The organism is Vibrio paucivorans (assembly GCF_054053395.1).
This window is the reverse complement of record NZ_CM133231.1, coordinates 877,919-893,599: the sequence shown is the minus strand read 5'-3', so window position 1 is coordinate 893,599 and position 15,681 is coordinate 877,919. Positions and strand designations below refer to the sequence as shown.

Genomic DNA, 15,681 nt, shown 5'->3' with positions numbered 1-15,681 from the left:
AAAAATTACATCAAACGGTGGGCTAGACGACTTCTTGAGCACAGGCTTAACGCAAAGCTAAGCCTATGCCAAGATGCAAAAACACGAAGCAGGATTAATCGGTGACCAAGATATCTTCAGTGAGCACTTCACTATCGGTACTCAGGTCGTGAATACGTCGAACTCGATCACTTTAAACAAGTCAGAGATGAGCTGCTCATAGTGAGCTATATTTCGGGTTTGGCTGTTGAAGTATTATTTTGCTTTTTCTCGTTTCGAGCTAACCAGATAAGCGGCACCACGATCATTGCTGTGCCAATCACCATGGCTAAATCGGGCATTTCACCAAACCAGATCAAACCTACGCCAACTGCTCCAAGCAAACCGCTGTATTCGGCACTGGCGATTTTATTGCTTTCTGCCGAGCGGTACGTCACCACGCATATTGCCGCGTAAATAAGAATAAAACTGCTTGAACCCGCGGCGGTGATCAGCGGTGACCAATCCCATTCACGGCCCTCCCAAATAGCAAGCCCAAGTGAGGCCGGAATTCCTGCTAAATTGGTGAGCAATAATGTTTGCGCCACGGTTTGGTGCTTAGGCAGTTTACGGATCAATAAGTTATTGCTGGCAATGGTTAACGCCACGATAAGCGCTGCAATGGCAGCCCAATCGAACTCGGTTGGACGAATGATGACAAGAACGCCCAGAAAGCCAAATATACCCGCCGCGATGGAGTAACGGTTAAGCTGTTCTTTGAAAAATACCAATGCTAACGGCAGCATCATCAAAGGTGCCGCATAGAAAATGGCGTTGGCCGTCGCCAATGGCATTGCATTGATGGCAAACACCATAAAGATCGCGCCCAGTAACCATATGTGGGCGCGCAGAGCGTGCCATTTCAGTCCATCAGTGAAACTCTTTTTACTCACGCCATAACAAAAAGGCAGCAGAATCAGCACAGCCGTTAACTGCCTGAAAAAGACAAATTGAAACACAGCGGTGTCTTCGCCCAAGGTTTTAATTAAGGCATCAGAGAAAACCGCAATAAGGTTACCGACAATGAGTAAACCCATTGCCATTCCAACAGACATTGAAGGCATGACGAAGCTCCTATCATTGACTGACGCGTGTTCAGTGTGAGTGAAAAAGAAAGTAAAAAACTGTGATGGCGTAAGCTTAATGCATAAAATCGCTTCATATATAATGATAAAAATTCACTTAGTATGAGTTCAACTAATAATGAAATTACCTCCTCTGAGAGCAATACAATGTTTTGAATCGGTTGCTCGTTTAAACAGTTTTTCTCAGGCCGCGATAGCGCTTCATGTAACCCAAAGTGCGGTGAGTCATCAGGTTCGTTTGTTGGAAGAATACCTAGGTGAAACCTTGTTTGTTCGTCAAGGAAGAAACCTGTCGCTAACCCCAATAGGCGAGCGTTACTACGAAGAGGTATCCCATTCTTTGCAGAACATCGCGCAAGCGAGCCACCAGATTCGCGAAGGGGAGAGCGGAAAAATTCGTTTGGCTATGTACAGCTCTTTGGCGGTGAAATGGTTGGTACCAAGGTTGGAAAACTTGCGCCAGCAGCATCCAGAAATCGACTTAACTCTCACCATGGTGGCTGATGAACCTGAGTTTTCGGATCAAGTGGCCGACTGCTTTATCACAGCCTATCCGCCAAAGAAAAACTATGTGAGTGATTTTCTCTATAAAGAGCAGCTGTACCCGTTCTGTAGCCAAAAGGTGTGGCAGAGAATTGAAGATAAACCCTTGCCAGAGGCGTTGTGGGATCAGCCGCTACTTTCAGTAAGCTCGATATTCAAGGAAAGAGGTGAAGCGAAAGACTGGCTTCAATGGTGTGAACGAGGCGGTTTCAGCCTGCCAAGAGACGTGAAAATCAGCCAGTTCAGCCATATGGTGTTGGCCGCCGAAGCAGTCAAATATCACCAAGGCATTGCGTTTTTGAACGACTACTTCCTTAACGATCAAGATCTCCAACAAAACCTAGTTCGCATCCCAATGCACGATTTACCAACCGGCGACAATATGTACTTTGTTTACAAGAAATCGAGAGCCAAACAGTTCGAAATTAAAACGTTAGGTCACTGGCTAAAGCAACAATGTTTTGATTATGAGTAAACAGTAATATTGACGAAAATCGACTTTCGTAACCTTCCCTCAAGTAGAAACGAGTGTTAGGTAGAGAATTTCTACATTTGGCATTTTGGGGCAGTGCGAATAAACCTAAGTTGCTGTTAATATTAGGGTGGTACGAAGTATGGTTTAAGTGATACGGCAGAAAACAGAGTAATTCGGTGATCCAATACAGTATTTTGTTGTCTGACAACTGCTAGTTAAATATAAAAATAATGAGGTAAGTATGGGTTGGAAAGGTACCGTTAGGTCAATTAATGCTGCTGCAAAACGCGCAGATCGAAACGCCAAAAAACGTCAGCATGAAATTGAAAAAAAGCAAAAGAAATATGAAAAAATGCAGGCGCTAGAGCAGGCTGCGTATGAAGTTGAGATTTTTGAAAACTATATAGAAGTTGTGCAATCAATGCACAAGGATTGCGGTGATGAAATTGACTGGCATCAAGTTGCTTTATCTGATGAACCTACAAAGCCAGAGTTTTCCAATATGTTGGAGAATGAAGCCTCGAAACTGAAAGATGCATACAAACCTAGCTTGATTGACAAACTGTTTAAGCGAGTCGATACAAAACTATCAGCTCTGAATCTTGCTATAGAAGCAGCTAAGCAAACAGATAATGATAACCATGATGCTTCATTGCAAGTTTGGAATCAGGAATGCGAGGACTGGAAGGATAGTGTCGAACAGGCGAAAAAAGTTCTAGAGGGCTCTCCTGAAGCTAAAATCGAAGTGATCAAAGAATTAAGCCCTTTCAGTGAGCTCGATGCTCTGGGCTCAAGCCTACTCTTTTCCATATCTGATACGTCGCTAATAACCGTGAATATAAAAATTCATGGCGAAGAGATAATTCCAAGCGAACAAAAGAGCCTTCTAAAGAGCGGTAAATTATCAGTTAAAAAGATGCCTGTAGGTAGGTTTAATGAAATTTATCAGGATTATGTTTGTAGCTCAGTTCTGCGCGTTGCACGAGAGATATTTGCTATTTTACCCGATGAATTTGTACTCGTTAATGCGACCGATAAATTGCTTAACAAAGCAACTGGGCACCTAGAAGAATCGAATGTCCTTTCGGTGTATATCTCTAGAGAAACTCTAGAAGGGATTAACATGGATGCAATAGACCCTTCTGACTGTATGCAAAACTTTGTTCATAATATGTATTTCAAAAAGACGAAAGGTTTTGAGGCGGTCGAAACCGTGAACGTTGACGCTTTAGCGTAACTTTTTTAACCTAGGCGCTGTCTAAGTATGACTCGCAACGTGTGGCATTTTTACTATGCGTAGCGTTTATCTTATGCGGAAGTATCGATATTGCGTTGCTCACCTTAATAGGGTGTTATGCGTATTGTTGAGTGTTGGGCTAAGATCTTAAGGCTCACAATTCTCAAACTGAGGTAATTTAGAGTGACTCTCAATGAACTTGGTGAAACTTTATCCGGCATGTATCACAATGCTCCCAATGGTGACTCAGTTGCAATGATTCACTTATTCGGAATCAAATATGCAGCTCAAATTAAAGATCTTGGTGCGTCTAGTAAATCTATTGCCAAAGCTGCCCACATAAATGAGTCATATGGAACAGAAATTAGCAAGGGTATAAAACTCTCTAAGTATGTGTCTCCTAAAGCATACACATAACAAACGACTACAGTAACCAGCCACTTTCGAGCAATAAATAAAAAGGCGAACCACTTGGTTCGCCTTTTTGCTGTTTCCCACTCTGCTGTATGTTGATGTTATTACTCGCTCAGTAATGCCAATAGTTCATCAACAGAGGGTAATGCTGTCATGGCACCTTTTTGAGTGGTAGCGAGCGCGCCGCAACCATTGCCCCAACATATCGCAGCTTCAATATCATCCCACGAGCGCCATTGCTGAGTTTGAGATAGCTTTGCCAGTAAGCCACCGACAAATGCATCGCCGGCACCAGTAGTATCAATCACCTTGTCGATTTTCGAACCTGAAATCAGCCTACGTTCGCCACCAAACAAGGCTAATGCACCTTCAGGGCCTAAAGTGATCAGCACTAATTTGTTGGTTTGCTTTTCAAACATGGCTAATGCCTGTTCAAGCTCGTTGGTATCTGTAAGAAACAAGAGCTCTTCTTCAGAGAATTTCACCACGTCGGCAAGCTCTACGGCTTTCATTACTGTTGGCTTAATTTCAGCTTGGTTAGGCCATACTTCGTCACGTAAGTTCGGGTCGAAGCTGACGTAACCGCCCGCCGCCTTGATACGTTTCATGGCTTCAAAGGTTGAACCGCGAGAAGGCTCGTTAGCCAATGCAATGGAGCAGCTGTGCATCCATTGATTTTCGGAAAACTCAGGGATATCTTGCTCGGCAAAGAACTGGTCGGCACTGGGTTTAACCATAAAGGTAAAACTACGCTCGCCAGTGTCGTCCAAATCCACGATGACTGTCGAGGTGCGTTGTTCGCCGTCGAGTTGCATCTTGTCTGTGCAGACTCCCTCGGTTTGCAGGGTTTCTTTCATGAAGCGTCCAAGCGGATCTTGTCCAACACGGCCGAAGAAGGCTGCATCACCTTTTAAGCGAGCGATCGCGACAGCGACATTGGCTGGCGCGCCGCCAGGGCACTTTAAGTAGCTGCTGTCGTCTAATGGGATAAGATCGACGACTGCATCGCCCGTAACCCAAACCTTGTTCATTTTCATAGTGTGACCCTTAACCTTGAGTGTCTTGAAGTTAGAATGCTTATCGATGAGCGAGGTGAAGACTTAGAATTCGTAGAATAGGCGAATTCGAGCACCAAAGTCATCTTCTTCAGCGAAGTTGTCTACACTGCTTGTTGCGTGAGTTTATTGTCGACCATAGTGTAGTAAGTGCCCAATAAGATTGAGAAATCTTGAATCTCTAGCACGTCATTGAACGCATACGACGCATACCAAGTAGAAACGTTCACATCACCTTCAGCCCAACCTGCGAACTCTTTGTTTTCGTATTCGTTCATTGAGTGAATGTAGCCAAGGCCAATATTGTTCCAAAGAGCATTCGCGCCGATCGACAGGTTATTCTCGTCTACCGCATCTAAGTAAGCCACGTTCGCGTTAACTACCCAGTCACCGCTGGTCCAGTTACCCGTTAGGCCATAACCTGTACGGTCTGAAATATCCACGCCATTGGCAACAATAGCGTCTGACACTAGGTTAGTTTCAACAGATGCTGCAATACGGAAATCGTTCATCTGGTATGCAACCACTGGGCGGACTAGGAATGAATCTTTCGCTGAATCGATGGTTTGGCCGTGGTAAGAGCCGCCAACACCGCCATCGAAAAGGTTAGAACGGTCGCCCAGCATAGCACCCACTTCTACATACAAGTTACCGAAATCTTGGTAGTACATGATTTGGCCATCAGAGCCGCGGCCACGTGCTTCTTTCGCTTGATAAGTATATGCAGACCCATCGCTGTACAAGTCGTTTGCAGTGTCGCCAGAGTACTCTAGGAATACATCCAAGCCGACAGGGAACATGTCGTAAGCTTCAAAGCGACCTGCTTTGATTGCCCAAGACTCTTTCTTACCAAATTCAAAGTACGCGTCATCGAGTGCGATATTGCCTGTACTTTCAAATAGCGGCTGGGCTTTAACCCCAACGAAGTGACCGTTGCTCGAGTACTTCTCTCCGGCAAATTCAATCAGTACACGGCCGTCTTGGTTAAATTCACTGTTGTCTGCGGCGTTTGATTCGCGGTCTTGGTAGTTGAAGTTTAGCTCTACGTTACCGCCGACTGAAAAATTCCCTTCTTCGTTATCTACGATGCTGATCCCTGCATTTGCCGTCATAGCGGTTGAAACGAAAATAGCTGCTGCTGAAAGCTTAAAGGTGTTTTTCATGAGGATACCTATGTTTAATCGTTGGCCCTTATTCAGGGCCTTGGTTTGGCTGTTGAAGTGGTTCTAATGCCACTTATTGTTGTGGTATTCGGCTAAGCGACCGAATTAGAAGCATTGAATTGGAGACAAGTAGTGCAAGGTTGCGCTGGAGTCTTCAATTTCTAGCGTGTTTAAATCGTCAATAAAGATGCGAGAGGTGAACACGGTTTTGCCGCAGTCTGCGAAGATCTCAATCGCAGAGTTATCTACGAAGATACGAATGCGTTGCGCCTGTTCTACGCGCTGGGCGTAACGAACGGTGCCATAAGCTTCTGCGTGAACGTGAGAGACATGGGTTCTGTCTAAAGTAAACTCTTCACTGTTACCGCTAAACACCATGCGCTCGCCCGCTGCGTTAGCAAACGCGACAGAGAATGTTTCGTTAACATCCAGCTCCAGTTCAAATGCGCGTGAGGTTAGCTCTACAGATTCGTTTACCGTTTCCGTGCCGCTGCGCAGAGCTTCTAGCTCTTTTAGCGGAGCTTGGATCAGGTAGTCGCCTTCGATGGTCAGCTCACGAGGTAGGGTGAACATGTGCGCCCAGTTGTTTTTGTCGGTTGGGTAGTCACTCTTAGAGTTACCTAGCCAGCCAATTAGGATTCTGCGCTGTTGGTTGTCTAGATAGGTTTGCGGCGCGTAGAAGTCGAAGCCTTTATCTAGCTCGCGATAACCTTGGTTGTTGAACTCTTGAGTATCGAAGTTGATGCGATCGCCCACCATGTACACCACAGAGAAAACGTTCTTGAGATCGTATTTGTTATCTGAGCTCACGCCTTGTGGTGAGAAGATGTAAACGCCTTTGTCATCTTGCTCGTAGTAGTTCGGACACTCCCACATGAAGCCAAAGTCATTCAAACCTACATCAATGTTGCCTACGTATTCGTAGTCATCAATCGCGTTGCCACGGTAGTAAGCCAATTTGCCTTTTTCGTCATGGCCTTGAGCGCCAATCAGCATGTGATATTCGCCATCGCGGTCAACCAAGATAGGGTCGCGGAACTCAGACGTGTAAGACTCGAAATTCACATCAACCACAATGCCGTTTTTGTCTATCTTGCCGTCTTTGTCCATCACCGCCATCACTTGTGTTGGGAAGCGGTTCTGCTCATCGTCCAGTAGATTCGCGGTGTAGAACAAGTAAAGCTCGTCACCTTGTGGCACCCCAACACCTGTGTAGCAGCCATGGTGGTCGTATGTTTTATCTGGATACATTGCGATGCCGCGATCGGTAAAGTTCACAAAGTCTTTAGTGGATACGTGGTACCAGTGTTTTAAACCATGTACTGGGCCCAAGGGGAACCATTGATAAAACAGGTGGTGTTCACCGTTGAAATAGCTCAGGCCATTTGGGTCGTTCAACAAACCGTGTTTAGGGGCAACGTGGTATGTTGGATAAAATGGGTCGGTTTGTGTCGTGCGTTCGATTTCCGCTAGGTACTCAGAACTGACTTCATCGATTCGTACAAAACGATTCTGACGGTTAGAAAAATCCATAGAGACTCCTAGGAGAGCAGGGCTCTCCCATCAAAAAACAGTATAAAAAGGAATGAGTTAGGTTCTGATTACTTGCTAGCTAGCGTTTCTGGTTCTTTGTAGAACAGCTTGGTAAGAGCAAACGCGGTAATTGCGCCAATCAGCATGACAACAATGTACATACCTAAGCCACCACCAAGATAAAGTAGGATGCCCGGCAGCATAGTTGCGCCTGTACCTGCTGAGCCAATGCCCGCAATAGCGCCGATACAGCCACCAATCGCACCGCCCACGCAGCCGTATAGGAATGGTTTAACGCGTGGTAGCGTCACCGCAAACATGGCTGGCTCTGTGATACCAAATAGCGCGGGAAGCGTGGCTCCAAACATGCCTGAACGTTTGACTTTATTGGTTTGCATAGTCACTACAGCCATCGCTGCACCAAACTGACCAGCGATTGCTGCCGTGCCTAGTGGGTTGATGAAGTCGAAACCTGTGTCTGTCACCATCGCTATAGTTATTGGCACGATGGTGTGGTGCATACCGGTTACGGCCATAAACTGGATTGCGCCGCCGTAGATTAGACCGCCAATGCCGTATGGAATTTGTAGGAAGTACAGCACCGCTTCTGTGATGAGTTTCTCTGCGCCAAGTAGGATAGGACCGACAAAGACTAAGCCCGCAATCAGCGACACAAGTAGCGTGATGAAAGGCGTAATAATCAGGTCTAACACTTCCGGGATATACCTACGAGAGGTGCGCTCTACCATTGCGGCAAACCAACCCATGAAGACAGCTGGAAGAATCGAGCTTTGTAGGCCTGTTACTGCAATATCAAAGCCCATCACTGGGATCATCAAGGCTTCAGCATTACCGAATGCTACGTCCCATTTGTTGGCAAGTTGAGGGGCCACAAGCATCAGGCCAAGCACAATACCGAGTACGGGATTACCACCAAACACTCGCATAGCAGACCATGTTACAAGTACTGGAATGAAGATGAATGCGGTATCGGTGAGAACTTGTGAGAGTGTATTGAGTTGTGGTGACAGCTCGACACCAAACCCATTAACTAGCAGACCACGTAAGCCCATTAGCAAACCAGTTGCGACTAACGCAGGGATGATCGCGACGAAAATATCAGAGAATGTGCGAGTGACTGCTTGGAACGTGCTGACTTTGTCTTTTTTCTCTTCAGGCTGAGCCGTTTCTTCGGTTGGGTTATTGCCTTTCATGATAGCGAACACTTTGCCGACGAAGCCTGTGCCCAAGATCACTTGGTGCTGGCCGTTTTGAAAGAAGTAACCGTGCACTCCTTCTGTTGCACTGAGTCCTTCAGCGTCTACTTTCGTATCGTCCTTGGCGACAACACGCAGCCGTGTTGCACAATGATTAAGCTGAGCGATGTTCGCCTCTCCACCGAGTAAGGCCATAACGGTATTCGCTACAACGTTCGCATCTCGCGCCATAAATTTCGTCTCCTAAGAGTGCAAAGAAATATCAACCTGTATTTAACTTGTATTTACGATAATACAAGTTTGATACAGGTTGTATTTTTCCTTTCCATTTTTTGTCATTCGTCACACTTGTTATTGTTCAAAAATGCATAAGGTTGCTTACTTTTTTGGAAAGAGCTGGTTGTTCCGTTGCGTCATTCACCCCGAACACCCATCACTATGCTATGAATCCTGCTTTTTGAAATCGCTGGATATATCACTGCCGATAAATAAAAAAATAGCCCACATTTGTGGGCTATTAAGTGTTCAATTAGATTCGAGCGGTGATTTCAAAGTCATACAAGCTCGATTTGTAATACACGATGGAGTATTCGTAGACCTGCCGTTCTTCACAGAAGTTTTGCGATTGGTTTATCAATATGGGCTCTAGCTTATCGGCCGCTAACAGGCGTTGAGCATCGGTATCGGGCAGGGAAGGAATGAGCTTTTGTTGGGTTTTAACCATTTCAATTCCATGGCGGTTTAAGTACTCAAATTTAGAGCCTTCTAGGTCTTCTTTAGTCAGATTCGGTAGTAGAACACGCGGAATGTAAAATTCTTCATAGGACACCACCTGATCTTCGATTAAGCGCAATCGGCGCGCGAAATTCACAGGTTCACCTTGTTGAATGTTCAGCTTTTCCGCCACAAGATCCGACGCTGGCATAACCTGAAAGTCATCCACAATGTTTTGCGCCTCTAAGCCAGACCCTGCCGCTTCTTTGGCAAAGCCAGACATAGATAGAAAGTCGTGCCTCAGTTTGTTGGGTTTTACAAAGCTGCCTTTGCCTTTTTCGGAGAAGATGTAGCCAAGTTCAGTCAGTTGCTGCAGCGCTTTGCGCACCGTGACACGGCTAACTTCAAGCACTTCCACCAATTGATTTTCAGAAGGCAGCTTACTCCCTGCAGGGTAGGTGCCTTTGTCTATCTCTTGCTTAATTTTTTCGGCAACTTGTACATACAAGGGCTGGAGATTTTTTTGGTCGAATAGCTCAGTCATAATGGTGTGTAAGCAATCGCTCCCTAGCGAAAAGTGCTCTACAAACAGAGCGCTGAAGATCTTATTGTAATGAAATCAAGTGCGATAAGCCACGGGAGATATATCGGTATGGAGGCTAGTTGGCGCAATTACAAACGGCCCGTATCCCGAGCTATATGGATGGCTACACCAAAGAGAAGACATAAAACAAAAGGCGAACCCCATGGTTCGCCTTTTCCAATAACGCAGTACTAATCTCTTAGATGTTTAAACTGAAGCTCAACCAAGCGTTGGTAGAGTTCACAGCTATTGATTAGCGATTGGTGGTCGCCGACGTCGACCAATTGGCCTTGGTCGAGCACGGCGATTTGGTCGGCGTGCTTGATGGTTGATAATCGGTGGGCAATGATTATCGTCGTTCTGCCGCGCATGAGTTCTTCCAGTGCTTGCTGCACGTGGTGTTCGCTTTCACTGTCTAACGCGCTGGTGGCTTCGTCTAAGAGCAGGATGTTAGGGTCTTTTAATATTGCGCGTGCAATGGCGATGCGTTGGCGCTGGCCACCAGAAAGTCTTACGCCGCGTTCACCAAGAAAACTGTTATACCCATCTGGTAGGTTCTGAATGAACTCATGAGCGTGCGCCTTTTTTGCGGCCTCGATAACTTGTTCATCCGTTGCATCTGGGTTCCCGTAGCGGATGTTATGAAACACATCGTTACTGAACAGCGCTGGTTGCTGGGGCACTAGGGCCATCTGTTTTCTTAGTTCATTCGGATCGAACTGATTAAGCTCGACACCACCTAACGTTACTTTCCCTTCTTGTGGGTCATAGAAACGTTGCAGCAGTTCGAATAGGGTGGTTTTACCTGCGCCAGAAGGGCCGACTAGCGCGAGTACCTTTCCTTCATGTGCGGTGAGTGTCAGGTTGCGCGTTGCTGGTTGATCTGGTCGCGATGGGTAGCAGAAAGTCACTTCATTGAACGCGACTTCTGGTGTTAGGTTTTCTAAAGACGTTGGGTTTTCTACTGGGGCAATGATATGGCTTTCCACTTGGAGGATTTCGACCAAGCGCTCGGTTGCGCCTGCTGCACGTTGTAGCTCGCCCATGACTTCAGAAATCGTACCGAGTGAGGAAGCAACCATAATCGCGTAGAAAACAAACGCCCCCAAGTCACCAGCAGACATAGTGCCGTTGATCACATCGCTGCCACCCACCCAGAGCATGCCAGCAATGGCACTGAATACGATGATAATTACTCCAGAGATAAGAATCGCACGTTGTTTTACTCGCTGGCGGCCAATTTCATACGCCTTTTCTACTTCAAGGGCGAATGATGCTTTTTCTTGGGGTTCTCGGCTATAACTTTGTACCGTTTTGATGTGCTCAATGGCTTCGCCAGCATAAGAACCGACGTCCGACATGGAATCTTGGCTTTGGCGAGATAATGCTCTTACGCGGCGTCCAAACACCAAGATTGGAATTAAGATGAACGGCACGGAGGCGAGCACAATTAAAGTGAGCTTAATGTTGGTCGCAAACAGCATAATGATCGCACCCGCACACATGAGTGCGCTGCGCATCGCCATAGAAAATGATGAACCAATAATACTTTGAAGCAAGGTGGTATCGGTGGTGATGCGAGACATGATGTCGCCACTGCCATTGGTTTCAAAGTAGCTTGGGTGCAGCGTGACGATGTGATTGAACACCGATAAGCGAATATCGGCGCTGACGCGTTCGCCAACAGAAGAAACCAAGTAGAAGCGAAAGAAAGTACCTATTGAAATCAGCACTGTGACCAGCATGATAAATTGAATCGCGCTGCCTAGATCTGATAGGGATTGCTGGCTAAAGCCTTCGTCGATAAGCAGGCGGATACCATGGCCAACCGACAAGGTTAGGCTGGCGGTAAAGACCAAAGCAAACAGAGCAGCCACTACGCGGCCTTTATATGGCTTAATGAATTTGAAAAGCTCTAACAGAATGCCGAGGCTTTTTTTCTCGGGCTTGGCGTTTGGGTCGCCGGAACCTTGCTGTTGAGCGCTGAGCGTAGAAGAGACATCGTTTTGCATATGACGGCCTTAGATTGCTTGTCACCTTATAATTGAAGTTATTAAAGCATTTATTGCCCACTAGTGCAGCATAGGAAACAGAGTTTCCAATATTTCCTTATGCTAAAGCGCGTTAGGGACACGACAAATGAAGATGAACAGAAGTCAGTCGTTTTGAAATCAATCACTATGACAAGGAAGTGAGTAGTAGCCGCTGGATGGAATGTAGTATAAAATCGAACGGTGTTTTATATTTTCTGGTTTCTAATGATGTACAGATATTCTTTTGCTTTATTTGGTCTAGCGGCTTCTTTAATTGGTTGTTCTTCAACGAGCGCAGTGTCTGAGCCCGAAGAAGTGATTAGCCAAGCACCGCAAACGCTTGAAGAAGAAGTTGTTGAAGAAAAAGTGACTGAGCAAGAAATGACAGAGCAAGACGCGGCTCAACAAGAAGTCGTTGAGCAGAAGCTGGTTGAGCAAGAACCAAAACCAAAAAGTATCGATGGCCGTGTACTTCTAGAAAACGAGCCGACTAGGCAAGTCTTGGGAGCGATAGAAAGCGTGACCGACACACTCAATGTACTCAGTTTCGGTATTTTTGCGGGTTCGAGAACATAGCTCTTACTCTTCGCACCAAGGTCACCAATTAGCGGTAATATCACGGTTTACGCATCTTTTCTAACACGCTACATTGTGGAGACTTTGAATCTAAGGACGGAATTATGAGCGCTCATCTAAAACAGCTATGTCACACACATCTACCTGGCAACAAAGAAGATTCTCCAGCGGAGCACTTCAAAAAAATGGCGCAGTGGTGTGAAGACAATGACGTTAGTCATGATGTTTATGGTGAGGGCGAAACCATCCAAGCTTTCGAACAAAAAGTGGCCGACTTACTGGGATATGAAGCCGGCCTTTTTGTTGTCTCCGGTACGATGACGCAACCTACGGTGCTGGAGTTAGTGACTAAACAAAAGCGTAATCCCGTTGTTGCCATGCACCCATCGAGCCACATTTATGTTCACGAAAGACAAGGCTACCAACTTCAAAACCGCTTCAATATTTTGCCAATAGGGAACGCATTTCAAACATGGAAACTCAATGATCTAAAAGCCTGGCCTGATGAAATCGCAGCCGTTCTGTACGAGTTGCCGATGCGTGAAATCGGCGGGCAGCTGCCTTCATGGGATGAACTGGAACAAATAAAGAATTACTGCTCTGAAAAGGGTATCCATCTTCACATGGATGGCGCACGTTTATGGGAAGCTGCAGCTTATTATCAGAAAGAATACAGCCAAATCGCAAAGGGTTTTGATACCACTTACGTTTCGCTTTATAAGGGGATTAATGGCCTGGGTGGTTCCATGCTGTTGGGTTCGAAAGCGTTTATTGAGCTCGCCTCGGTTTGGATGAAACGCCAAGGCGGAAACCTTTATCATCGTACGCCTTACATTGTATCTGCTGCGATGCAGTTTGATGAAAAGCTCGCGAGGCTGCCTAAGCTCTTTGAGCGCACAAATCAGATTTACGACTTAATTAGCGAGTTTCCAGAACTGGCGGTTAATCCAACCAAGCCCCAATCCAATATGTTGCACCTGATTCTTCCGTTTAGCCATGAAGAAGCGTTGGAACTGCAGCGCACCTTTGCGACGGAAAAAGGTATTTGGCTGGGCAACCCACAAGTAACTGCGCATCCGAATCAATCAGTGATTGAGTGGTATGTGGGAGACAATTTGTTGGACATTGAGGACGATGAGCTAAGGTCGTTTTTCACTGAGCTGCTTCACGGTTTTAAGTAGGGGTGGAAGCGCTTCGCAATACTCCCCCTTAGCTTGTGTTTCTCAATAATTCGTTAGGGTGTAACCGTGCATCTATTTGATCGGTTTAAAGTCTATCTATACCACCGTAACCGCATTAAAACGTGGTCTGGTAACTTAACTAAGATTCAAGGCTGGTCTAGTGAACACGCCCAGCAGGTACGATTTGATGTCATTCGAGGTGCCGCTGATTTTAATGGCAAGCATGTTGTTGATCTCGGGTGCGGCTACGGTGAGCTTTTCGATTTCCTATCCGAGCGGGATCAGTTAGCCAAATATACCGGTGTGGAGCAGCAAAGGCAGTTCTTAAAATCAGCAAAACAAAGGTTAAGCGACAAGCTGGATATTTGTCGTTTTGTTTGCGCCGATCTTAGTAAGTTTTCTCATGACAACGTGGATGTTGTGGTTGCCTGTGGATCATTAAACTACAAAAGCCGCGACTCTGAATACCTCACAAGCATGGTAGCCCACATGTATAACATGGCAGGTGAGGCTGTTATCTTCAATCTACTTGATTCCGCCACTTTCCCTAAACAAAACCTTGTCACTGGCTACAATAAGCAGGGTGTCTATTTGTACTGTAAAACACTGTGTGAAAGCGTGGAATTGATTGATGGCTACGCCGACGACGATTTTACGATTGTAATGAGAAAGTGAGCTAAAAGAAAAGAAGAGATAAGTAAGATACAAAGGACACGCAATACTCTTGCTGTGCCCTTTGTGTTAAAAACGTAGACATTGTACAGGATAGTGTGAAGCGTGATTACTTCGTGTACTTTATTTCGTGTACTTAGGCTCTTCGCCAACTTCGATTGTAAGAGTATCGGGATTCACGGCAAATGAGCCATCAAATACGCCTTTCTTTTCCATGTCCAATACAATTGTGTTAGCAATGTATTCTGCCAGACTCATCGTATATGTTCTGTGCTCTTGTTTATCAAAAAATGAGAACTTACCCATATAGGTCATTTCATCTTTACTCCCCACTTTTACATTAATGTGGGCAGTCGAGCTATTGTCCGTTACGTCATAGCATGAAACACCACCCATGCCATCGCCATAGCAATCTGTTCCTAGGTTTTTACTTTCATTGGCAGCGCCCGCAACAATGAGGATCAAATTGTCGTTACGGCTTTTAATGTTTGCAACCAACTCTTTATCAAACCCTGTGAGGTAGGCTTTATCGGTAAAGCTATTGACACTAAACGGAAGCAAAGCGGAAACTTCATTTTCTAGTTTTCTGGCGGCTTCGATACCATTTGGGCTCACGACTAAGATGGCATTTTGTTTCCCAGAAATATTGGCTTGTGGGGCAAGAAGTGCGCTATTGGTGCTGGTTAGGCTAACGGACTGATCTGGTGTTAACGTACAACCCGAAAGCATACTGAAAACAAAGGAAAGAAGGATAAGTTTGCGTTTGAGCATGAAAACCTCGAAGTGAAAAGTTAAGTGCAAACAACGTCCTTGTATAAGAGTGTGTACTCTAGCCGTTTAATACGAAAGTGAGAAATTGAATATTGGCATGTCTACTATGCAAGTGGGTAATATCTGTTATGTGCAGAGGACGGGTTGTCCCGTGAGTTGGAGGTGGTTTGAGCAAGTTTTCTCCTCGCCTACATCCATTACTACCTCTATGACGTGTTGCTCTCTTTGTGCACAAGCGTGAGCGCTAGCGAATAACAAGGGTAATGAGAAAATAATGAATAAGCGCGGCTTAGCCTGCGTTAACTCCGAGAATATTGAAAGCAATAATCAAGGCCTGACCTTACTATTTGTTCATACTTTTAAGCAGGGAAATGAGTGGTACAAGTGGAAAAATAGCTAAAAGATCCTAAC

At 45.6% G+C, this 15,681-nt stretch carries 14 protein-coding genes and 1 pseudogene; 7 read left to right on the top strand and 8 right to left on the bottom strand.

What is annotated here, in order from left to right; translation table 11 throughout:
- Positions 1 to 73 precede the first annotated feature (73 nt).
- Positions 74 to 202, top strand: coding sequence for a hypothetical protein (locus ACXABW_RS19405; protein ID WP_457525043.1), 129 nt, complete (start codon positions 74 to 76; stop codon positions 200 to 202).
- A gap of 4 nt (positions 203 to 206) precedes the next feature.
- Here ACXABW_RS19405 and ACXABW_RS19400 read toward each other — a convergent pair whose 3' ends face one another.
- Complete coding sequence (locus ACXABW_RS19400) at positions 207 to 1,082, bottom strand: DMT family transporter (RefSeq protein WP_457525041.1); 876 nt, start codon at positions 1,080 to 1,082, stop codon at positions 207 to 209.
- Positions 1,083 to 1,221: 139 nt separating this feature from the next.
- Between ACXABW_RS19400 and ACXABW_RS19395 the strand changes: the two genes are divergently transcribed.
- The 3 genes from ACXABW_RS19395 (at position 1,222) to ACXABW_RS19385 (ending at position 3,775) form a co-directional block, all read left to right on the top strand.
- Positions 1,222 to 2,121 carry a LysR substrate-binding domain-containing protein gene (locus ACXABW_RS19395; protein WP_457527133.1) on the top strand — a complete coding sequence of 300 codons (900 nt, stop codon included), beginning with the start codon at positions 1,222 to 1,224 and terminating at the stop codon, positions 2,119 to 2,121.
- Between the two features lie 241 nt (positions 2,122 to 2,362).
- The gene (locus tag ACXABW_RS19390) at positions 2,363 to 3,358 is read left to right on the top strand and encodes a hypothetical protein (RefSeq protein ID WP_457527131.1); all 996 of its coding nucleotides are present in this window, start codon (positions 2,363 to 2,365) and stop codon (positions 3,356 to 3,358) included.
- 183 nt (positions 3,359 to 3,541) lie between these two features.
- Entirely contained in the window at positions 3,542 to 3,775 is a 234-nt protein-coding gene (locus ACXABW_RS19385; RefSeq protein ID WP_457527129.1) for an HTH-like domain-containing protein, read from the top strand.
- 101 nt (positions 3,776 to 3,876) lie between these two features.
- On the opposite strand, the gene ACXABW_RS19380 is transcribed toward ACXABW_RS19385, so the two are convergent.
- From ACXABW_RS19380 to ACXABW_RS19355, 6 genes and pseudogenes are all read right to left on the bottom strand, one after another.
- Positions 3,877 to 4,803, bottom strand: coding sequence for an aminoimidazole riboside kinase (locus ACXABW_RS19380; RefSeq protein WP_457527149.1), 927 nt, complete (start codon positions 4,801 to 4,803; stop codon positions 3,877 to 3,879).
- A gap of 69 nt (positions 4,804 to 4,872) precedes the next feature.
- Positions 4,873 to 5,990, bottom strand: a pseudogene (locus ACXABW_RS19375) (carbohydrate porin).
- A gap of 105 nt (positions 5,991 to 6,095) precedes the next feature.
- Positions 6,096 to 7,523 carry a sucrose-6-phosphate hydrolase gene (locus ACXABW_RS19370; RefSeq protein ID WP_457527127.1) on the bottom strand — a complete coding sequence of 476 codons (1,428 nt, stop codon included), beginning with the start codon at positions 7,521 to 7,523 and terminating at the stop codon, positions 6,096 to 6,098.
- Between the two features lie 68 nt (positions 7,524 to 7,591).
- Positions 7,592 to 8,971: a PTS transporter subunit EIIC gene (locus tag ACXABW_RS19365; protein ID WP_457527126.1), complete on the bottom strand. Its 1,380-nt coding sequence runs from the start codon at positions 8,969 to 8,971 to the stop codon at positions 7,592 to 7,594.
- 298 nt (positions 8,972 to 9,269) lie between these two features.
- Positions 9,270 to 9,998 (bottom strand): GntR family transcriptional regulator, encoded by a 729-nt coding sequence (locus ACXABW_RS19360; RefSeq protein ID WP_252031776.1) that lies wholly within the window; start codon positions 9,996 to 9,998, stop codon positions 9,270 to 9,272.
- 230 nt (positions 9,999 to 10,228) lie between these two features.
- Entirely contained in the window at positions 10,229 to 12,049 is a 1,821-nt protein-coding gene (locus ACXABW_RS19355) for an ABC transporter ATP-binding protein/permease (RefSeq protein ID WP_457527123.1), read from the bottom strand.
- 246 nt (positions 12,050 to 12,295) lie between these two features.
- Here ACXABW_RS19355 and ACXABW_RS19350 point away from each other — a divergent pair, with 246 nt between their 5' ends.
- The 3 genes from ACXABW_RS19350 to ACXABW_RS19340 all read left to right on the top strand — a co-directional run bounded on the left by ACXABW_RS19350 (position 12,296) and on the right by ACXABW_RS19340 (position 14,502).
- Complete coding sequence (locus ACXABW_RS19350; protein WP_457527121.1) at positions 12,296 to 12,646, top strand: hypothetical protein; 351 nt, start codon at positions 12,296 to 12,298, stop codon at positions 12,644 to 12,646.
- Between the two features lie 104 nt (positions 12,647 to 12,750).
- On the top strand, positions 12,751 to 13,827 hold the full coding sequence (locus ACXABW_RS19345; RefSeq protein WP_457527120.1) for a threonine aldolase family protein: 1,077 nt from the start codon (positions 12,751 to 12,753) through the stop codon (positions 13,825 to 13,827).
- A gap of 66 nt (positions 13,828 to 13,893) precedes the next feature.
- Positions 13,894 to 14,502, top strand: coding sequence for a class I SAM-dependent methyltransferase (locus tag ACXABW_RS19340; RefSeq protein WP_457527118.1), 609 nt, complete (start codon positions 13,894 to 13,896; stop codon positions 14,500 to 14,502).
- 120 nt (positions 14,503 to 14,622) lie between these two features.
- Here the strand turns inward: ACXABW_RS19340 and ACXABW_RS19335 are convergent, their stop codons facing one another.
- Entirely contained in the window at positions 14,623 to 15,270 is a 648-nt protein-coding gene (locus tag ACXABW_RS19335) for a hypothetical protein (protein ID WP_457527116.1), read from the bottom strand.
- Positions 15,271 to 15,681 lie beyond the last annotated feature (411 nt).